Genomic DNA, 18,897 nt, shown 5'->3' on the forward strand with positions numbered 1-18,897 from the left:
CGAAGCCACCGTCACCATCGCCATCATCGACCAGTGGCTCCGAGCCTTACGAAACGCGGCCTAGGCCGGTGTCGGCTGGATACCCCAGGCGGCCCGCCAGGTGTGCCCGGCCGGCAGCACCATCACGTCGCGGCCCGACCGGAAGGCGTCCGGCGGACAGGTCATCGGCTCCACCGCCACCGACCGGCGGTGCCGTTCCCCGGACAGGGTGTCCCCGGTGTAGACCTGCCACCAGCCGAACTGCTCATCGGCCCAGAGGCTGACCCCGGCGGTACCGTCCGGGGCGGTGAGGCTGACCCTCGACCCGCCGTCCGGCTCCCGGATCACGTCGCAGAAGGCGAGGTCGAGCACGGCCGGGCCGATCCGGCGCGGCTCGGTGTAGTCGTGGTCGGTGCCGGCGACGTCGGTGATGCCCATCGGCAGCAGCCGGGCGTCCAGCATCAGCCGGCTACGGCCCGGTACCCGCAGCCGGATGTCGTCGACCGCCACCCCGGGCAGTTGCAGGTACGGGTGCACGGAGAAGCCGAACGGGCAGTCCTCCGGGCCGGTGTTGGTCACCTCGTGGTCGGCGCGCAGCCCGGCCGCCCCGACGCTCCACCGGGTACGCAGGCGCAGCGGCCAGGGGTACCCGGGGGTGGCCGGCAGGTCGTAGACCACGGTCACGGCGTCCGGCTTCTGCTCCTCCAGCCGCCACGTCGCCCAGTTGACCAGCCCGTGGATGGCCACCTGCCGGGCCGGCTCGGTCAACGCCAGTTGCAGCTCACGGTTACCGAAGGTGTACCGGCCGTCCCGGATCCGGTTCGGCCATGGCGCCAGCACCTGACCGGCGCTGCCCGGGCAGACCTCGTCCGGGCCGTACCCGTCGAGGTGGTCCACCCCGTCCGACCGGTACGTCCGCAGGCCGCCACCCACCTCGACCACGACTGCCTCGTGACCGGCCGCAGCGATCGTCCACTGTGCACCGGACAGGGCGGTGTTCTCCACGGTCTCCATGGCGGCGACGATATCGGTTACCGGGCAACCGTGCCGGCTCCGGTGGGCCGGTACCTGCACAGCGCCGGGAACGCGACCGCGAGCAGAACCGCCAGGACAATGGCGGCGACACCCCCGCCGACCCAGGCGATCCCGGTGCCGAACGCCGCCGCTGCGGCCCCGGCCCGCAGGTCGCCCAGGCGCGGGCCGCCGGCCACCACCACCACGTTCACCCCCTGCAACCGGCCGCGCATCTCGTCCGGTACGTGCACCATCAGCATCGTCTGTCGCAGTACCGCACTGACCAGGTCGGCCGCGCCAGCCACCGCGAGCAGCAGCAGCACCAGCCAGAGCTGGCGGGCCAGGCCGGAGCAGGCGATCGCCACCCCCCAAGCGACCACGGCCAGGACGAGCCCGACCCCCTGCCGGTGCACCCTGCCGAGCCAGCCCGAGGTGAGGCCGGCGAGCATCGAGCCGACGGCAATGGCGCTGTACAGCATGCCGGCTGCGGCACCGCCGCCGAACCGGTCCTCGGCGATCGCCGGGAAGAGCGCCCTCGGCATGGCGAACACCATGGCGACCAGGTCGATGGCGAAGGAGAGCAGCAGCACCCGGGTGGTGGCCAGGTACCGGAACCCCTCGATCACGCTGCGCAACCCGGCGGTCCGCCGTACGCCGTCGGGCGACGCGGCGGGGGGCAGCGCGGGCAACCGCAGGTTGGCCCAGACCGCGGCGCCGAACAGCAGGACATCCACGCCGTACGCGACAGGAAAGGCGACCGCCGGGGACCAGGCGGCCAGGATCAGCCCGGCGAGCAGCGGGCCGAGGACGATGGTGCCCATGCCGGTGGTGAAGCCGAGGGTGTTCGCCGCCGGTACCAGGTCCGTCGGCACCAGCCGGGGGATGATCGCCTGGCGGGTGGGGGAACTGACCGCGAACGCACTGGAGTTCACCGCCACCAGCACCAGCAGCAGCACCGGGCTGTCCACCCCGAGCAGGGCCTGGGCCAGCAGCCCGAAGCTGGTCACCCAGGCCAGTACCGAACTCGCCACCATCAGCCGCCGGCGGTCCAGCACGTCGGCGAAGGCGCCGCCCCACAGCCCGAAGACCAGCAGGGGTACGAACGTGGCGATGCCGAGCAGCCCGACCCAGAACGAGTCCCGGGTCAGCTCGTACATCTGCACCGACACCGCGACCAGGGCGATCTGGGAGCCGCACCCGCCCACCCCGGTGCCCAACCAGAGCCGCCGGTACGCCGGGATCCGCAGCGGGCGCAGGTCGATGGCCCACCGTCGGGCGCCGGTCCGTTCCCCGGCGGAGTTCTCCTGCTCGACAGCGGTCACGGGGCCAGCCGCTCGACGACCCACTCATCCCGGTCGGTACGGCGGTAGCGCAACCGGTCGTGCAGCCGGCTGGCCCGCCCCTGCCAGAACTCCACCGTCTCCGGCTCGACCCGCAGACCGCCCCAGTGCGGCGGCGCCGGAATCGGCTCCACCCCGGCGAACCGCTCGACGGCGGCCCGGTACCCGTCCTCCAGCGCCGCCCGGTCGGGCAGTACCGACGACTGCGGGCTGGCCCAGGCACCGAGTTGCGAGCCGCGCGGCCGGCTGGCGAAGTAGTTCCCGGTCTCGGCCCGGTCGACCGGGGCGATCCGGCCGCAGACCACCACCTGACGTTGCATCGGGAACCACGGGAAGACCAGGCTGGCGTACGGGTTGCGCAGTGCCTCGGCGCCCTTGCGCGAGGTGTAGTTGGTGAAGAAGACCAGCCCCCGCTGGTCGTACCCCTTGAGCAGCACGGTGCGGGCACTCGGCCGTCCGTCCGGGTCGGCGGTGGCGACCACCATCGCGTTCGGCTCGACGAGGCCGAACCCGACCGCCTCGGCGAACCAGCGGTCGAACTGGGTGACCCAGTCCGGCGCCAGGTCGGCCCGGGAAAGGCCCTGCTCCACCACGTACTCGTTACGCATCCCGGCCGGACCGACTGTGTCGCCCGTCACTTTCTCCTCCTCGTTACCGGACCGTTTTCCACCACCACGGTTCTGGCCAGCGGATTTTCCGCCAGTCTGGTGCAGAAGCACGAACGCGGTTACGGCGGGATGTCGTCTGTAGCACAGTCGCTACGGGTCGCAAAGTTAGTTACTCACCAGGCAAGATGTCACGAACACATCCCTGAGGGTCGCCTAAGGAGCTCGGCCGGCTCGGGCCGGAGGAGCGCGTGCGGGCGCCGGACCAGAGCCAGGAGACGACATGGCCGATTTCAAGCCCGGACTGGAGGGCGTCGTAGCCTTCGAGACCGAGATCGCCGAGCCCGACCGGGAAGGCGGCGCGCTGCGCTATCGCGGGGTCGACATCGAGGATCTGATCGGGCAGGTCTCCTTCGGTAACGTCTGGGCACTGCTGGTCGACGGCCGGTTCGGTCCGGGCCTGCCGCCGGCCGAGCCGTTCCCGGTACCGGTGCACTCCGGCGACATCCGGGTGGACGTGCAGTCCGCCGTGGCGATGCTCGCCCCCTACTGGGGCCTCGACCAGCTCCTGGACATCTCCGACGAGCAGGCCCGCGAAGACCTCGCCCGGGTCTCGGTCACCGCGCTCTCCTTCGTCGCCCAGTCGGCCCGTGGTCTCGGCCTGCCGGCCGTGCCGCAGAAGGAGATCGACAAGGCGCAGACGATCGTCGAGCGGTTCATGAAGCGCTGGCGGGGCGAGCCCGACCCGCGGCACGTCAAGGCCGTCGACGCCTACTTCATCTCGGCCGCCGAGCACGGCCTGAACGCCTCCACCTTCACCACCCGGATCGTCGCCTCCACCGGCGCCGACGCCGCCGCCTGCATCTCCTCCGGCATCGGCGCGCTCTCCGGCCCGCTGCACGGCGGTGCACCGTCCCGGGTGCTCAGCATGCTGGAGGCGGTCGAGCGCAGCGGCGACGCCGAGGGGTACGTCAAGGGCGTCCTGGACCGGGGCGAGCGGCTGATGGGCTTCGGCCACCGGGTCTACCGGGCCGAGGACCCGCGCGCCCGGGTGCTCCGCCGCACCGCCAAGGAGCTGGGCGCGCCCCGCTTCGAGGTCGCCGAGGCGCTGGAGAAGGCCGCGCTGGAGGAGCTGCACGCCCGCAAGCCGGACCGGGTGCTCGCCACCAACGTCGAGTTCTGGTCCGCCGTGGTGCTCGACTTCGCCGAGGTACCGGCGCACATGTTCACCTCGATGTTCACCTGCGCCCGGATGGGTGGCTGGAGCGCCCACATCCTGGAGCAGAAGAAGCTCCAGCGGCTGGTCCGCCCGTCGGCGAAGTACGTCGGACCGGGCAGCCGCAAGCCGAGTGAGGTCGAAGGCTGGGACGCCATCCCGCACGGCGTCTGAGTCAGAAGTAAGGAAGGGCCCCTTCTTATCGCTTTCTGCATAGGAAGGGGCCCTTCTTAACGCCCGGAGCCGGTCGGCCCGACGGCTGGAGCCGGCCGGTGTGGGGTACGCCTCAGCGCCCGGATCGGGACCGCGGGGCCGGTCGGCCCCACCGGGTGACAGGATGGAGCCCACGGCAGCGCCGCCGGACACCCGCCCGGCCCTGACTCCGCAGCGCCACCGCGCGCTCGCGGAACGGACCGTGCGGGCCCGCCAGTTCACCGGGCCGCCGGCCCACCCGGAAGGATCTTCGTACCGTGGCTGACGCACCGACGATTCGGATTCCCGACGAGATCAAGCCCGCCGACGGCCGCTTCGGCTGCGGGCCGTCCAAGGTCCGCCCGGAGGCCGTCTCCGCGCTCAGTGGCGTGTCGACGACGTTCCTCGGCACCTCGCACCGGCAGAAGACGGTGCGGGACCAGGTCGCCCGGCTCCGCCGTGGGCTGGCCGAGTTCTTCTCCCTGCCGGAGGGTTACGAGGTCGTCCTCGGCAACGGCGGCACCACCGCCTTCTGGGAGGTGGCGACGTTCGGCCTGGTCCGCGACCGGGCCCAGTTCGCCAGCTTCGGTGAGTTCGGCGCCAAGTTCGCCAAGTCGGTCGCCGACGCCCCGTTCCTCGGTACGCCGACCGTGCACAAGTCGGCGCCGGGCGCCGCACCGACCCTGGTCGCCGAGGCCGGCGTGGACGTCTACGCCACCCCGCACAACGAGACCTCGACCGGTGTGGCGGTGCCGATCAACCGGGTGGCCGGCGCCGACCCGGACGCGCTGCTGCTGGTCGACGCGACCTCCGGCGCGGGCGGGCTGGCCGTGGACGTGCGGGAGACCGACGTCTACTACTTCGCCCCACAGAAGTGCTTCGGCTCGGACGGCGGGCTCTGGCTGGCCCTGATGTCCCCGGCCGCGCTGGCCCGGGCCACCGAGATCAAGGAGTCGGGGCGCTACATCCCGGCCTTCCTCGACCTGGTCACCGCAATCGACAACTCGCGGCTGGAGCAGACGTACAACACCCCGGCGCTGGCCACCATCTTCCTGGCCGCCGAGCAGACCGACTGGATGAACGCCCAGGGCGGGCTGGCGTGGGCGGCCAAGCGCACCGCGGAGAGCGCCGGCATCGTGTACGGCTGGGCGGAGCGCTCGGAGGTGGCGACCCCGTTCGTCACCGACCCGGCGCTGCGGTCCAACGTGGTGGCCACCATCGACTTCGTTGACGGGGTGGACGCCTCGGCGATCGCCAAGGCGCTGCGCGCCAACGGCATCGTCGATGTCGAGCCGTACCGCAAGCTCGGCCGCAACCAGCTGCGGGTCGCGCTCTTCCCGGCGGTGGAGCCGGCCGACGTCGAGGCACTCACCGCCTGCATCGACTACGTCATCGCTCAGTACTGACCGGTGTCCGGTGCGGCCCGACCAGGGCCGCACCGGGTCCGGCCGGGCATGCTGATCGGTGACATCCGGGCGTGGCATCCCCCACCTGTGCGGCAGGAGGCGTACCGTGTCCGTCAAGGGCGCCACGGTGGGACGACCGGCGTGGCGTAGGCCAGCGAAGCGGGACGGAGGCAACGCTATGCGCCCAGTACGCTTCGTCGCCCTCTCCGAGGACGGCCAGGCTCTGGTACTCGCCGACGAGGTCGGGCGGCTGCTCGCGCTGCCCATCGACGAACGGGTGTCGACCGTGCTGCACGCTGAGCCGGGCGCGCCCCAGCTCACGGTGGCGGGCCCCGCCAGTGACCTGACACCGTCGCTCTCTCCCCGGGACATCCAGGCCCGGATCCGGTCTGGCGAGTCCGCCGAGGACGTCGCCCGGATCGCCGGTGTCCCGGTCGACCGGGTCCTGCGGTACGCCGGTCCGGTGCTCCAGGAGCGGGCAATGCTCGCCCAGCACGCACGGCGGACCCGACTGAAGAACTCGGAGAAGGGTCAACCGCTGGCCGAGGTGGTCGACAGCCGGCTGGGTCAGCACGGCATCGACACCGAGAAGATCTCCTGGGACGCGTACCGGCGGGACGACGGCACCTGGCGGATCATCGCCACCTGGCCCTCCGGCAAGGCGACCGCCCAGGCGATCTGGGAGCTGGACAAGACCCGGCAGAACGTCACCCCGCACGACGACATGGCGCAGTACCTCTGCGCCGAGCGGCCGACGCCGATCCTCGGCCAGGAGCCTGCCCCGGAGCGGAGCGGGCACGCGCTGCCCGGCCCGTCCCGGGGTGAGCCGAGCCGGGGTGGTGGCCACGGCCTGCCCACGCCGGCCGAGTCGGGCCGGTCCGGCCGGGATCCGATCCGGGCCGGGCGGGATGCACTGCTCGCCTCGTTGGACCGTCCGCTCGGTTCGTCCTCCGGGCGAGGGCTGGACCCGGTCTCCCCGGCGGCCCTCGCCGGTTCCGATGCCCCGCGGCAACGCGCGGTCACCGGGGGTGCGGCAGCACTGCTCGGTGGCGGGCAGGGTTCGGCGTTCGACGACGACGCGGACGCGCCGAAGGAGGTGCCGGCCGTACCGTCGCTGGCGGTGCTCCGGCCCCGGCGGACCGCCACCGGCGGCACCACCGAGACCACCGACGCGGCCGGCAAGTCGCGCAAGCGCCTGCCGAGCTGGGACGACGTCCTCTTCGGCAGCGGCCCGGCGGCCCGCGAGTCGTCCTGACCCACGAGCCGGTACCGCCCAACCGTTTCAACGGCCTACCAGGCTCCGGGCGGTACCGGTCCAGGCGTGGCAGGGTGGTCTGATGGACTACATCAACCTCGGACGCACCGGCCTGTCGGTGAGCCGGCTCTGCCTGGGCACGATGAACTTCGGGCCGGAGACCAGCGAGCCGGACAGCTTCGGGATCATGGACCGGGCGCTGGAGCACGGGATCAACTTCTTCGACACGGCGAACGTCTACGGCGGACAGACCGGCGAAGGGATCACCGAGCAGATCATCGGCCGGTGGCTCGCCCAGGGCGGCGGCCGACGGGACCGGGTCGTCCTGGCCACCAAGGTCTACGGCCGGATGGGCGACTGGCCCAACGAGCGTGGGCTCTCCGCCCGGCACATCATCCGGGCCTGCGAGGACTCGCTACGACGGCTGCAGACCGACACCATCGACCTGTACCAGATGCACCACGTCTCCCGGGCGACGCCGTGGGAGGAGATCTGGCAGGCGATGGAGACCCTGGTCGCCCAGGGCAAGGTGCTCTACGTCGGATCGTCCAACTTCGCCGGTTGGCACCTGGCCGCCGCGCAGGAGTCGGCCGCCCGGCGCAACTTCCTCGGGCTCGTCTCCGAACAGTGCATCTACAACCTGCTGACCCGGCACGTCGAGCTTGAGGTGGTGCCGGCCGCCCAGCACTACGGGCTGGGCATCATCCCCTGGTCGCCGCTGCACGGTGGACTGCTCGGCGGGGCGATCCGGAAGCTCGCCGAGGGCGGTGCCGCGCGGGCCAAGGGCGGCCGTGCGGCCGACGCGATGGCCGCGCACCGGTCGACCATCGAGGCGTACGAGAAGTTCTGCGCGGACCTGGGCCACGACCCGGCCGACGTCGGGCTCGGCTGGCTGCTCTCCCGGCCGGGGGTGACCGCGCCGATCATCGGTCCCCGGACCGTGGAGCAGCTCGACCGGTCCCTCGGTGCGCTGTCGGTCGAGCTGGACGACGCGGCCCTGGGTCGGCTCGACGAGCTCTTCCCGCCGGTCGGCCAGGGCGGTCCGGGTCCGGAGGCGTGGGCCTGGTAGCTACAGCGACCAGCTGACCAGCCGGTGGTAGAGCGGCCGGGGACCGAGATGGCTGCGGACCAGCACCATCTCGGTCGCCGGCCAGGCCGGACCCCGGTACCGGTCCAGGGCGGCGCGGTCCTGCGCCACGGCGTCCGGGTCGAGCCGGCCCTGCGGGCGGGCGATGGTGAAGTGCGGCCGGAACGGCCTCCCGTCGTACGGCAGGCCATCCCGGTGCAGCTCGGACCGGATGCGACCGGCCAGGACGTGCAGCGCGGCGACGTCGCCATGGATGTCGGCCCAGAGCACGCTGTGTCCGCCCTCGCCGAACTGGCCGCCGCCGGCGAGCCGGAGCCGGGGCGGCCCGGTCACCCGCAGCGGGTCCGCCCCGGGCGGCACGGCGGCGTCGGTGGGAGCGGCGGGGTACGGGGCCGGGCGGGCGGCGGCCCGGGCCAGGGCTGCGGTCACCTCGGGCAACCGGTCGTCGTCGACATCGCCGAGAAAGGCCAGGGTGATGTGCGCGGTCTCCCGGTCGACCAGCCGGACGTTGACGTCGTTGGCGGCGGCCTGCCCCACCAGCAGGCGGTCCATCTCGGCGAAGATGTGGTCCAGCACCTCGGCGGGCGGATAGAGGGCGACGAAGAGTCTCAACGCTGGCGCTGACCCCGTACGCCCCGGGCCGCAGGCAGTGCCAGGCCGGCGGCGTGCAGTTCGCCCTCGACCCGGATCCGCTCGATCTCCCGGTCGACACCCTCCAGGTCGGCGAGATGCTCGGTGATGCCGAGGCAGCGACTGGCCTGCCGGAGCCGTTCGTCGTACGCCTGGAGCACGGCCGGGTCCCAGAGCACGGCCCGGCTGCGCAGCCCCACCCGGTGACCGCCGAGATTGCGCAGGTCGGCGGCGATCTGCTCGATGCTCAGCCGGTCGGCACGGTCGAACTCGGTGAGGTCGTAGTCCCGGGTCAACAAGTCGGCTTCCACGGCCCGGTCGAGGTGGCTGATCGTCCGCCGTTCCCGCCGGGCCTCGCGCCAGTCGGCGAACCCGCACACGACGCGGTCGATCAACTCGTCGGCGCAGAGGACCATGGCCACGACAATTGGCAGGCAGGCCATTCCGAGGAACGCCAGTACCAGCAAGAGACCGTCCGGGACCTCCACCAGATTGACGCTAAGGGTAGTCGCCCGTTCACGCCACCGCTTTGGCAGCGCTCTGACGGGTTTCCCGCCTGTTAGGAAGGGGCCCTTCCTATACAAAATGCGATAAGAAGGGGCCCTTCCTTACACCTCAGACTTCGGTGACGTAGAAGCGCGGCGTCGGTACGAAGCGCAGGCGTACCCGGGCGCCGGAGCGGCGCAGCTGCCAGATCAGGGCCAGTCCGGCGGTGGTCAGCGAGATCAGGCCACCGATCCAGATGCTGGCGCCGGCGCCGTACGTCTCGGCGACCCAGCCGATGACCGGGGCGCCGACCGGGTTGGTGCCGAGGAAGACGAGTACCCAGAGCGCCATCACCCGGCCCCGGAACGCCGGGTCGACACCGAGCTGCACCCGCTGGTTGGACGCCTGGGCAAAGTAGATCATGGCGAACCCGGCCGGTACCAGCAACGCCACCACCAGCCAGTACGACTGGGCCAGTCCGACCAGGGTGCCGAACGCGGCGCAGGTGACCGCGCTGCCCAGCACCACCCAGACCGACGGACGGCTACGCCGGCCACTGCTGGCCAGCGCGCCGGCCAGCGAACCGACCGCCAGCGCGGTGGTGAACAGGCCGAACGAGGCGGCCCCGGTGTTGAAGACCGTCTTGGCCAGGGCGGCCAGGGTGAGCTGGAAGTTGAACAGGGTCATCCCGATCACCGACATCAGGGCCATCGGCAGCAGCAGGTCGGGACGGCGGGCGACGTAGCGCAGCCCGTCGACGACCCGGGCCGAGGCGCGTTCCTCGATCGGCGGTAGGGCCTCCCGGTGCAGTTCGGCGGGGCGCATCCGCACCACGTTCACCAGCGGGGCGAGCGAGCTGAGCGCGGTGATGACGAAGACCGGGCCGACGTCGAAGACGGCGATGGCGACACCGGCCAGCGCCGGGCCGATGATCCGGGCGGTGTTGAAGGTGGCCGCCGAGAGGGAGAGCGCGTTCGGCAGCAGCGGCATGCCGACCAGTTCGGAGACGAACGCCTGCCGGACCGGGGTTTCGACCGCGTTGGCGACCCCGAGCAGGGCGGCGAAGACGAAGACGTGCCAGAGCTGTACCACACCGGTGATCACCAGCAGGCTCATGCCGAGTGCCAGTACGGTCCAGAACGCGTTGGCGACGAAGAGCAGCAACCGCTTGTCGTACCGGTCGGCGAGGCGACCGGAGAGGAGGGTGAGCAGGAGGACCGGGGTGAACTGGAGTGCGGTCACCACTCCGAGGGCGGTGGCCGAGTCGTCCGACAGTTCGAGGACGAGCCAGTCCTGGGCGATGAACATCATCCACACGCCGATCAGCTTGATCAGCTGCCCGGACGTGAAGAGTCGGTAGTTACGGACCTGCAGGGACTGGAACATCGTGCTCAGCTTCGCCCGCACTCTCGGTGCGCCTCCTCGGGTCGTACGCGTCATCCACTCGACGGACGAAGCGGACCCGGTTGCTGGCGGCGGTCAGCCGCGGGCGACCTGATGCAGGATCTCGGCGGCACGCAGCAGCGTGTCGCGTTCCTCCGGTGTCAACTCGGCGAGCCGGTTGGCGAGCCACTCGTCGCGGGCCCGCTCGAACGCGTCGAGCACGGCCCCACCGCCCTCGGTCGGGGACAGGATCACCTGTCGACCGTCGGTCGGATGGGGGGTACGCCGCACCAGGCCGCGTTCCTCCAACTTCGCGACGATCTTGGTCATCGTCGGCGGTTGTACCCGCTCGGTGTCGGCCAGTTCGCGGGGCGTCAGCGCGCCCGCCAGCCGGAGGCTGGTCAGGGCGGAGAGCTGAGTCACCGTGAGGTCCCCCACCGGGCGGGCCTGCCGGACCCGTCGGTTGAGTCGGGTGATTGCGTCGCGCAGCAGAGTCGCCAGCTGCGTCGGCTCGGCGCGTTCCGCCATCACCATCCACTCCGTCACAGTCGTTAGCCTAACTAATAAGCCTGGCTAACGACATGGATTATGACCACTCTCACCGAGATCAAACCTGGTCAGGGTCGGTGTGACCGGAGCCGCACCGGCCCTGACCGTCGGTACCCGGACCGACCGCGCGGCGATCTAGAAGATCGCCGTCTCGATCGGACCACGCAGGAAGTAGAGCACAAACAGCGCCGCCACCCCGTACAGCAGCGGGTGCGCCTCGCGTGCCTTGCCCTTGACCAGCTTCAACAGCACGTAGGTGATGACACCCGCGCCGATCCCGTTGGAGATCGAGTAGGTGAACGGCATCAGCGTGATGGTGAGGAAGGCCGGGATGGCGATCTCGTAGTCGGTCCAGTCGATGGTCCGCACCGCGGTCATCATCAGGAAGCCGACCACGATCAGGGCGGTCGACGCGGCCTCGAAGGGCACGATCACCACCAGCGGCGCGAGGAACATCGCCAGCAGAAAAAGCGCACCGGTGACCAGGTTAGCCGCCCCGGTCCGGGCGCCCTCCGCGACACCGGCCGCGCTCTCGATGTACGACGTGTTGCTCGACGTGCTGGCCAGACCACCCGAGGCGGCGGCAACCGAGTCGACCAGCAGGATCTGCGGGGTACGCGGCGGCATGCCCCGCTCGTCCAGCAGCCCGCCCTCCTGGCCGACCGCGACCATCGTCCCCATCGTGTCGAAGAAGTCCGTGATCAGCAGGGTGAACACGAACATCAGCACGACCAGCCAGCCGGCCCGGCTCCACGAGTCGAGCACGTTGAAGTTGCCGAGCAGCGACAGGTCCGGCGTGTCCACCACCGTCTTCGGCAACTCCGGCACGTTCAGCGCCCAGCCCTTCGGGTTGGGCTTGCCGTCGACGAAGGACGGGCCGACGTTGGCCACCGCCTCGACGATGATCGCCAGCACGGTGGAGCCGAGGATGCCGATCAGGATCGCGCCGCGTACCTTCCGCACCACCAGCACCAGGGTGAGCAGCAGACCGAGCACGAAGACCAGCGCCGGCCAGCTGACCAGCTTGCCGTTGATGCCCATCCCCACCGGCACGGTGGTACCGGCGGCGTCCGGCACCCGACGCACGAACCCGGCGTCCACCAGACCGATGATGGTCAGGAAGAGGCCGATACCGACCCCGATCGCCGTCTTGAGCTGCGTCGGCACCGAACGGAACACCGCGGTACGCAGACCGGTCAGCACGAGCAGCGCGATGATCACACCCTCGATGACCACGAGCCCCATCGCGTCCGCCCAGGTCATCTGGGGCGCGATCTCGTACGCGACCAGGGCGTTGACACCGAGACCGGCGGCCAGCGCCAGCGGAAAGCGACCGACCACCCCCATCAGGATCGTCATCACGCCGGCCACCAGCGCGGTCGCCGCCGCGATGGCCGGAATGGCGAGACGCTTGCCGTCACCGTCGACGGCACTACCGAGGATCAGCGGGTTGAGCACCACGATGTACGCCATCGTGAAGAAGGTGGCGAGACCACCGCGCACTTCCCGGCTCACCGTCGAGCCGCGGGCGGAGATCTCGAAGAACCGGTCGAAACCGTTGCGCGGGCGAAGGGTAGCGGGCCGGGTACTACCTGTCTCGGGCGGCGCTGTATCCATCAGGTCCTCGCAGCTGGATCGTCGTTGGACGCGCGCATCGTCGCAGATCACAGCCGCACAGCGAAAGTTGATCGCGTACTCTTTGCTCCGTGCCACAGCGTCAGCCCCGTCCCGAACCACCCGACCCGCCGATGGTGCCGTTCGCCGTCGCCGGGCTGGTGGCCTGGGCGGTGGCTGGGCTGGTGCTGCTGGTCTTCTTCCGGGACTGGCTGACCGCGAACGACCACGAGAACTGGCTGTCGATCTGCCTCGCCGGGTTCCTGGTGGGGCTGCCGGGTCTGGCCGTGATGCTGCGACACGACGCCAACCGTCGACGCCGCCGCGCCGGGCGCTGACTCAGCCAGCCACCGCTCCGGGCGCCACACCCGGCACCGGTGCGGGAACCGTCACGGGTGTCCGTACGGCTCCGCCGGCTCGCCGGACTCCACCGAGCCGGATGCCCTGCTGACCGACACCGGTTCCACCGCGTTGTCGTCGTAGATCGTCGGCAGCTCCTCCACCGGCGTCTCGGGAGTCTCCGCCAACGCCTCCGAGTGGGCGCCGCAACCGTGGTCGGCGCTGACCGCCCGGCCGTCGTCAGGGGCGTAGAAGTTGCCGCAGACCCCGAAGGACTGCCGCAGCGCGCCGGCCAGCGGGAGGTAGAAGCCACAGGTTCCGCACCGGGCCGAGGCGGGGGCCGCGACCGAGATCGCCGCGCCGGGACCGTGGTCACCGTCGTACCAGCGCTGAGCCGTCTCGGTACGCCCCTCCCGGGAGAGCACCCGGGGGCGCCCGAGACCCAGCTCCCATGCGGTCTCCTCGACCGCCGGATCGTCGGAGAGCAGGTAGCCGGGGGCGAGCCGGTCGTCATCCTGCGGGGTGAGCAGCAGGTCACCGGGGCCCAGGTCACCCGGCTGGAGGCGCTCCTGCCAGGGCAGCCAGCCCGGGGCAAGCAACGCGTCGGATCCCGGGAGCAGCACCGCCTCGCAGACCGTCACGTGCCGGCTGCGCGGCACCCGGGTCACGGTGACCGCCCAGCGCCAGCCCTGGTACCCATCGAGGTGGCACTCGAAGAAGTGGGTGACCACCCGGTCGGCCTCCGCGACCGCCTGGAGGTGCTCGCCGACGTCGGACGGGTCCACCTCGGTGATCGCAGCCCGGGCCACCTCGACGGCGGCGGCGCAGACCTGATCGAGACGGGCGGCTCGGGTAGCGGCGGTCCTGGTCACACGCTCATTCTTCCCTATGGGTACGGGCGTCTGTCAGGCACTCCCCGCAGCTCTTCGCAAGACAGACCCGACAGCCGGTGGCGCGATGGGCGAGGATGGTGCACATGCCGCTGTTCTCCCGCTCCGACCGGTCGCTGCTCGGGCGCACCATCGGCACGGGCATCCGGGGAATCCGACTGCTGGGCAGAGGGACCATCGGCACCGGCCGTTGGCTGACCCGCCGGGTCGGGCGGGCCCGGACGAGAAGCGCCGGCGGCGAGACCGGCATGGTGCGCCTGTTCGATCTGCACGCGGTCTCCTGCGCCGGGGACACCCTGATCGCGATCGGCCTGGCCGGGACGATCTTCTTCAACGCGCCGCTCGGCGAGGCGCGCAGCAAGGTGGCGCTCTACCTGCTGGTCACCATGGTGCCGTTCGCACTGCTCGCACCGGTGGTCGGCCCACTGCTCGACCACCTGCGGCACGGCCGGCGGTACGCCCTGGCCACCACCATGCTCGGCCGGGCCTTCCTGGCCTGGTTGATCTCCGACTACATCAACGGGTTCGGGCTGTACCCGGCAGCCTTCGGGGTGCTCGCCCTCTCCCGGGCATACGGCGTGGCCCGCTCGGCGGCCGTGCCCCGGCTGCTGCCGGAAGGGCTCGGCCTCTCCCAGGTCGGCGCACGGGCGAGCGTCTACGGCACCGTGGCGGGCGCCCTCGTCGCCCCGATCGGCCTGGCCGCGTTCTGGTTCGGGCCGCAGTGGCCGCTCCGGGTGGCCTCGGTGATCTTCCTGGTCGGCATGGTGATCGCCCTGCGCCTGCCACCGAAGGCGGACTCCGAGCCGCCGGAGCGGGTACCCCGTCCGCTACGCGCCCTGGGGCTGCGACGCAGCACCGGGGACCGGCCACTGGGCCGGGGTCGGCCCACCGGTCGGCTGGTCATCGCCACCCTGCTGGGCGCTGCCGCGCTCCGTGGTCTCTACGGCTTCCTGCTGCTCTTTCTCGCCTTCGCCATCAAGGCCGGCGACCTGACCACCCGGGTGTTCGATCGCGACCTGGGGCCGGAGGGGGCGCTGGGACTGGTCGGCGCAGCCCTCGCGGTCGGCAGCTTCCTCGCCACCGCGATCGGTACCCGGCTGCGCATCCACCATCCGACCGGCATCCAGTCCACCGGGATGGTCGTGGTGGCCGGCGTGGCCGCGCTCGCCGCGCTGCGCTTCTCGCTCCTCACGGTGGCCCTGCTCTGTCTGGTCACCGCATTGGTCAGCGGCATCGCCAAGCTGTCGGTGGACGCCTCCATCTCCGAACGCATCCCGGAACGGCTGCGGGCCAGTTCGTTCGCCCACTCGGAGACCGCCCTGATGCTCGCCTTCGTGGCCGGCGGCGGGCTGGGGCTGGTCCCCTTCGCCGGCCGGATCGGCGTCGCGGTGGCGGCCGGGTTCGGTCTGCTGGCCGCGATCCGTGCCCTGCTGGTGGTCCGACGGCTCCGGCGGGAGCGGCTCCGCGGGTCGGTGCCGACCGACGAGGAGATCGCCGCTGCGGACGAGCAGGCTGCGGCGGAGGAGCGTGCCGCAGCCGAGGAACGGCAGGCTGCCGCCGAGGAGCGTAAGGCAGCCCGGGTGCGGGCGGCCGGCGACGGCGATCCGACGCCGACCTCCCCCGCGCCGGCGCGGACAGGTCCGGCACCGGATCCGGTACCGGACGACCTGCTCGCGCCGCCCGGCTACCACATCTACCGGCCGTCCTCCGCCGTCGCCGGACCGGGAGCCGGCGAGGACGAGTCCCGCAGCGAGCCCCGGGGGCCGCTGTCGTGACGGGGTTGCTGGTCGTCACCGCCGTACCGGTCGAGGCGGAGGCGGTCCGGGCCGGGCTGGCCGGTTCGCCTGCGAAGGCCGTGACCGTCGCACCGGTCGGGGTCGGGTCGGGCGCGGCCGGTGCCGCGACGGCCCGCCTGCTGGCGCTGGCCGAGGCGGCCGGGCGTCCGTACCGGGCGGTGCTGAGCGCCGGGATCGGTGGCGGTTTCCCGGACCGGGTCGAGGTCGGCGGCACCGTACTGGCCAGCCGCAGCGTCGCCGCCGACCTGGGCGCCGAGTCCCCGGACGGGTTCATCCCGCTGGACGAGCTGGGCATGCCCCTCGACCAGCTCGGCGGAGGCATCCTGGTCGACGTCGACCCGGTGCTGCTCGGTGCGCTCCGGCAGGCCCTGCCGGGAGCGACCGTGGGCACGGTGTTGACCGTGAGCACCGTCACCGGCACCGCCGCCAGCACCCGGGTCCTCGCCGAGCGGCACCGGGACGCCGTGGCCGAGGCGATGGAGGGGTACGCCGTGGGCGTCGCCGCCACGCAGGCCGGCCTCCCCTTCGCCGAGTTGCGCACCATCTCCAACCCGATCGGTCCCCGTGACCGGGGAAACTGGCGGATGCGGGAGGCGTTCGCGGCGCTGACCGCAGCGGCGACCGCGCTCGGCTCAGTCTGGTAGGCGCAGGCTCAGCCCGGTGGGCGCCGGGCCAGTGACAACGCCACCGGACGCCCGGCCTCGACCCGGAACCCGCAGGCGGTCAGGAACCCGGACGATCCGGGTTCCCCGATCGCGTACGCCTCCGGGATGCCCGCCCGGTCCATCTCCTCGACGAAGGCTCCCAGCAGCCGACGGCCGATGCCGAGCAGCTGGTACCCGGGGGCGACCAGCACCCCGTCGAGCACGAGTTCCCGCTGGTCACCGGTGTCGTAGCCGTAGCGCAGGTCCAGGCTCCGCTGGTGAGCCCGCAACTCACCGATGGTCCCGCCGTCCGGCAGATCCGCCACGAACCGCCAGGAACCCTCGGGCAGTCCCGCCGTGACCCGGCGTACCCGGACCAGCTGCCGCACCCGCTCACCCCAACGGCGGTGGTCCCGCCGCCGGCGGCACAGGTCGTACGTCGCAGCCGGCACCGGGAGCGGCCACCGCTCGGGGGGCAAGTCGTACCAGTGGGCCCACCAAGCGCCCGGCCAGTCCCGGGGCTCTCGCACCTCGCGGACATCCAGATGCGCCGGGTAGCGCCGGCCCGCCCGGTCCCGCAACTCCGCGCCGGGCACCGCCTCCACATTCCCCGGACCGACCGCCTCACCTCCGTCTGTCCCGGCGCCGTCTACCCCGGCGCGGTTTGCCCCGGTCCCGGGCGGTTCGGTCCCGGGCGGTTCGACCGTCAGCCGGCCGCCGCCCGCCCGGACCAGCCGCTCCACGGTCCGGAAGCCGGGGTTCCCCGCCTGCCCAGACTCGATCCGCGCGACTGTGCTCCCGGGCACCCCAGCTCTCGCCGCCAACTCCCGTTGACTGAGATCCGCAGCACGGCGTACCGCCCGCAGGATCGCGCCCACATCCCACCCACCCGGTTCCTCGGCCATGCTCCGGATGGTCGCGCCTCGTCCCGACCCTCATCAACAGCCATCCGAAACCTGTGGATAAGGCTGTGGAAAACTCATCTGGCGTGGGATGGCGCAGTCCTGGTGGGACGCTGTCGAGCTGCTCCGGATGTGCTAGCGGATCGACAACCGGACAACGGCTTCCCGCCCCGGAAACCATCGGGGACCAGCACCACGACCACCGGCACCGGCACCGGACCGGCACGACACGGGCACGGGCAAATGGCCATCGCCACAGCGCCCCGTCTGCGCTAGCAGCTCGACAGCGGGTCAACCAAGGGCTCGGTCCTCCTCCCCCGCGCGGCCGGGCGGCGCGGGCGGCGCGAGGACCGTGCGGTTACGGTTGGGGCGTGACGCTCTCGCTGGCGATCTCGCCCTGCCCCAACGACACCTTCGTCTTCCACGCCCTGGTGCACGGTCGGGTACCCGGGGCACCGCCGGTCGAGGTTACCTACGCCGACGTGGACGTCACCAACACCGCTGCCGAGCGGGGTGCCTTCGACCTGGTCAAGGTGAGCTACGCGGCGCTGCCCTGGCTGCTCGACGACTACCGCCTGCTGCCCTGCGGCGGGGCACTCGGGCGGGGGTGCGGCCCGCTGGTACTCACCCGGGCCGACCGGGCGGACCTGACCGGCGCCACCGTGGCGGTACCCGGCGACCGGACCACCGCGTACCTGCTCTTCCGGCTCTGGTCGGCGGACCGGCCCCCGGCGCGGATCGAGGTGGTGCCGTTCCACGAGATCATGCCGGGCGTCGCTGCCGGCCGGTACGACGCGGGACTGGTAATCCACGAGGCCCGGTTCACCTACCCCCGGCACGGGCTTACCGCCCTGGTCGACCTGGGCGAATGGTGGGAGCGCGACACCGGCCTGCCGATCCCGCTCGGTGCGATCCTGGCCCGGCGCGGCACGGTCGACCCGGTGGCCGCCGCCGGATGGATCCGCGCCTCGGTGCGCCAGGCGTGGGCCGACCCGGCGGCGAGCCGGGACTACGTGCTGGCCCACGCCCAGGAGATGGAGCCCGACGTGGTGGACCGGCACATCGGGCTCTACGTCAACGATTTCACCGCCGACCTGGGAGCGGAGGGTCATGCGGCAGTGGACGCCCTGCTCCGCCGGGCAGCCGACGCCGGGCTGACCCCCCGGGTCCCTCAGATCTCCAGCTCGCGGGCGACCGCGTGGACCAGCTGAGCGACCTTCTGCGCGGTCTTCTTGTCCGGGAACCGGCCCCGGCGCAGATCCGGCTGGACCTTAGCCTCCAGCACCTTGATCATGTCCTCGACCAGCCCGTGCAGCTCCTCGGCCGGGCGGCGTCGCAGCTCGGCCATCGACGGCGGCGCGTCCAGCACCTTGACTCCCATCGCCTGGGCGCCCCGGCGGCTGTCCACCACACTGAAATCGATGCGCTGACCGCCCTTCAGATCGGTGACCCCCGCCGGTAGCGCGCCCTTGGGCAGGAACACGTCGCCACCCTCGTCGCTGGTGACGAACCCGTATCCCTTGGCCGCGTCATACCACTTCACTCGACCCGTCGGCACCTGAGAACCCCT

Annotated in this window: 19 protein-coding genes; 8 read left to right on the plus strand and 11 right to left on the minus strand. The window is 71.9% G+C overall.

Annotated elements, in window-relative coordinates; genetic code table 11:
- Positions 1-60 precede the first annotated feature (60 nt).
- Genes V6U90_RS23720 through pdxH form a run of 3 tightly spaced genes read right to left on the minus strand, consistent with a single transcriptional unit; the run spans position 61 to position 2,941 of the window.
- Positions 61-993, minus strand: a complete 933-nt coding sequence (locus tag V6U90_RS23720) for an aldose 1-epimerase family protein (RefSeq protein ID WP_334440738.1) — start codon at positions 991-993, stop codon at positions 61-63.
- A 17-nt stretch (positions 994-1,010) separates the two neighbouring features.
- Positions 1,011-2,315 (minus strand): MFS transporter, encoded by a 1,305-nt coding sequence (locus V6U90_RS23725; protein ID WP_334440741.1) that lies wholly within the window; start codon positions 2,313-2,315, stop codon positions 1,011-1,013.
- Entirely contained in the window at positions 2,312-2,941 is a 630-nt protein-coding gene (gene pdxH, locus V6U90_RS23730) for a pyridoxamine 5'-phosphate oxidase (RefSeq protein ID WP_334440859.1), read from the minus strand. Before pdxH ends, V6U90_RS23725 begins: the two co-directional genes overlap by 4 nt.
- Before the next feature lie 280 nt (positions 2,942-3,221).
- Here pdxH and V6U90_RS23735 point away from each other — a divergent pair, with 280 nt between their 5' ends.
- From V6U90_RS23735 to V6U90_RS23750, 4 genes are all read left to right on the plus strand, one after another.
- Positions 3,222-4,328: a citrate synthase 2 gene (locus tag V6U90_RS23735; protein WP_334440744.1), complete on the plus strand. Its 1,107-nt coding sequence runs from the start codon at positions 3,222-3,224 to the stop codon at positions 4,326-4,328.
- 296 nt (positions 4,329-4,624) lie between these two features.
- Positions 4,625-5,752, plus strand: coding sequence for a phosphoserine transaminase (gene serC, locus V6U90_RS23740; RefSeq protein ID WP_334440747.1), 1,128 nt, complete (start codon positions 4,625-4,627; stop codon positions 5,750-5,752).
- A gap of 178 nt (positions 5,753-5,930) precedes the next feature.
- Positions 5,931-7,007 carry a septation protein SepH gene (gene sepH / locus V6U90_RS23745; protein WP_334440749.1) on the plus strand — a complete coding sequence of 359 codons (1,077 nt, stop codon included), beginning with the start codon at positions 5,931-5,933 and terminating at the stop codon, positions 7,005-7,007.
- A gap of 82 nt (positions 7,008-7,089) precedes the next feature.
- A complete protein-coding gene (locus tag V6U90_RS23750; RefSeq protein WP_334440751.1) occupies positions 7,090-8,076 on the plus strand; it encodes an aldo/keto reductase in 987 nt (328 codons plus the stop codon).
- Here V6U90_RS23750 and V6U90_RS23755 read toward each other — a convergent pair whose 3' ends face one another.
- From V6U90_RS23755 to V6U90_RS23775, 5 genes are all read right to left on the minus strand, one after another.
- Positions 8,077-8,706 (minus strand): 2'-5' RNA ligase family protein, encoded by a 630-nt coding sequence (locus V6U90_RS23755; RefSeq protein WP_334440754.1) that lies wholly within the window; start codon positions 8,704-8,706, stop codon positions 8,077-8,079. It lies immediately after the preceding gene.
- A complete protein-coding gene (locus V6U90_RS23760) occupies positions 8,703-9,212 on the minus strand; it encodes a hypothetical protein (RefSeq protein WP_442933660.1) in 510 nt (169 codons plus the stop codon). The genes V6U90_RS23755 and V6U90_RS23760 overlap by 4 nt, the downstream gene beginning before the upstream one ends.
- A gap of 127 nt (positions 9,213-9,339) precedes the next feature.
- A complete protein-coding gene (locus V6U90_RS23765) occupies positions 9,340-10,617 on the minus strand; it encodes an MFS transporter (protein ID WP_334440758.1) in 1,278 nt (425 codons plus the stop codon).
- 72 nt (positions 10,618-10,689) lie between these two features.
- Positions 10,690-11,121 carry a MarR family winged helix-turn-helix transcriptional regulator gene (locus tag V6U90_RS23770; RefSeq protein ID WP_334440864.1) on the minus strand — a complete coding sequence of 144 codons (432 nt, stop codon included), beginning with the start codon at positions 11,119-11,121 and terminating at the stop codon, positions 10,690-10,692.
- A 156-nt stretch (positions 11,122-11,277) separates the two neighbouring features.
- The gene (locus tag V6U90_RS23775) at positions 11,278-12,759 is read right to left on the minus strand and encodes an NCS2 family permease (protein WP_334440761.1); all 1,482 of its coding nucleotides are present in this window, start codon (positions 12,757-12,759) and stop codon (positions 11,278-11,280) included.
- A gap of 131 nt (positions 12,760-12,890) precedes the next feature.
- Between V6U90_RS23775 and V6U90_RS23780 the strand changes: the two genes are divergently transcribed.
- On the plus strand, positions 12,891-13,094 hold the full coding sequence (locus tag V6U90_RS23780) for a DUF2530 domain-containing protein (RefSeq protein ID WP_334440866.1): 204 nt from the start codon (positions 12,891-12,893) through the stop codon (positions 13,092-13,094).
- A gap of 51 nt (positions 13,095-13,145) precedes the next feature.
- Here the strand turns inward: V6U90_RS23780 and V6U90_RS23785 are convergent, their stop codons facing one another.
- A complete protein-coding gene (locus V6U90_RS23785) occupies positions 13,146-13,985 on the minus strand; it encodes a DUF3027 domain-containing protein (RefSeq protein ID WP_334440869.1) in 840 nt (279 codons plus the stop codon).
- 86 nt (positions 13,986-14,071) lie between these two features.
- On the opposite strand from V6U90_RS23785, the gene V6U90_RS23790 reads away from it, so the two are divergent.
- Both V6U90_RS23790 and V6U90_RS23795 read left to right on the plus strand, forming a co-directional pair.
- Positions 14,072-15,760 carry an MFS transporter gene (locus V6U90_RS23790; protein ID WP_334440764.1) on the plus strand — a complete coding sequence of 563 codons (1,689 nt, stop codon included), beginning with the start codon at positions 14,072-14,074 and terminating at the stop codon, positions 15,758-15,760.
- Positions 15,757-16,425, plus strand: coding sequence for a futalosine hydrolase (locus V6U90_RS23795; protein WP_334440767.1), 669 nt, complete (start codon positions 15,757-15,759; stop codon positions 16,423-16,425). Before V6U90_RS23790 ends, V6U90_RS23795 begins: the two co-directional genes overlap by 4 nt.
- 8 nt (positions 16,426-16,433) lie before the next feature.
- On the opposite strand, the gene V6U90_RS23800 is transcribed toward V6U90_RS23795, so the two are convergent.
- Positions 16,434-17,330 carry a GNAT family N-acetyltransferase gene (locus V6U90_RS23800; RefSeq protein ID WP_334440769.1) on the minus strand — a complete coding sequence of 299 codons (897 nt, stop codon included), beginning with the start codon at positions 17,328-17,330 and terminating at the stop codon, positions 16,434-16,436.
- 368 nt (positions 17,331-17,698) lie between these two features.
- Here V6U90_RS23800 and V6U90_RS23805 point away from each other — a divergent pair, with 368 nt between their 5' ends.
- Positions 17,699-18,538 carry a 1,4-dihydroxy-6-naphthoate synthase gene (locus V6U90_RS23805; protein WP_334440771.1) on the plus strand — a complete coding sequence of 280 codons (840 nt, stop codon included), beginning with the start codon at positions 17,699-17,701 and terminating at the stop codon, positions 18,536-18,538.
- On the opposite strand, the gene V6U90_RS23810 is transcribed toward V6U90_RS23805, so the two are convergent.
- Positions 18,499-18,885: a cold-shock protein gene (locus V6U90_RS23810; RefSeq protein WP_334440774.1), complete on the minus strand. Its 387-nt coding sequence runs from the start codon at positions 18,883-18,885 to the stop codon at positions 18,499-18,501. The genes V6U90_RS23805 and V6U90_RS23810 overlap by 40 nt on opposite strands.
- Positions 18,886-18,897 lie beyond the last annotated feature (12 nt).

This window comes from Micromonospora sp. CPCC 206060 (assembly GCF_036906895.1).
GTDB lineage: Bacteria > Actinomycetota > Actinomycetes > Mycobacteriales > Micromonosporaceae > Micromonospora.

What these genes read in the sequence shown, in the direction of transcription:
- V6U90_RS23720 (WP_334440738.1), bottom strand. Translation starts at nt 993, where the DNA reads ATGGAGACCGTGGAGAACACCGCCCTGTCCGGTGCACAGTGGACGATC.
- pdxH (WP_334440859.1), bottom strand. Translation starts at nt 2,941, where the DNA reads ATGCGTAACGAGTACGTGGTGGAGCAGGGCCTTTCCCGGGCCGACCTG.
- V6U90_RS23735 (WP_334440744.1), top strand. Translation starts at nt 3,222, where the DNA reads ATGGCCGATTTCAAGCCCGGACTGGAGGGCGTCGTAGCCTTCGAGACC.
- sepH (WP_334440749.1), top strand. Translation starts at nt 5,931, where the DNA reads ATGCGCCCAGTACGCTTCGTCGCCCTCTCCGAGGACGGCCAGGCTCTG.
- V6U90_RS23750 (WP_334440751.1), top strand. Translation starts at nt 7,090, where the DNA reads ATGGACTACATCAACCTCGGACGCACCGGCCTGTCGGTGAGCCGGCTC.
- V6U90_RS23770 (WP_334440864.1), bottom strand. Translation starts at nt 11,121, where the DNA reads ATGGCGGAACGCGCCGAGCCGACGCAGCTGGCGACTCTGCTGCGCGAC.
- V6U90_RS23775 (WP_334440761.1), bottom strand. Translation starts at nt 12,759, where the DNA reads ATGGATACAGCGCCGCCCGAGACAGGTAGTACCCGGCCCGCTACCCTT.
- V6U90_RS23780 (WP_334440866.1), top strand. Translation starts at nt 12,891, where the DNA reads ATGGTGCCGTTCGCCGTCGCCGGGCTGGTGGCCTGGGCGGTGGCTGGG.
- V6U90_RS23790 (WP_334440764.1), top strand. Translation starts at nt 14,072, where the DNA reads ATGCCGCTGTTCTCCCGCTCCGACCGGTCGCTGCTCGGGCGCACCATC.
- V6U90_RS23800 (WP_334440769.1), bottom strand. Translation starts at nt 17,330, where the DNA reads ATGGCCGAGGAACCGGGTGGGTGGGATGTGGGCGCGATCCTGCGGGCG.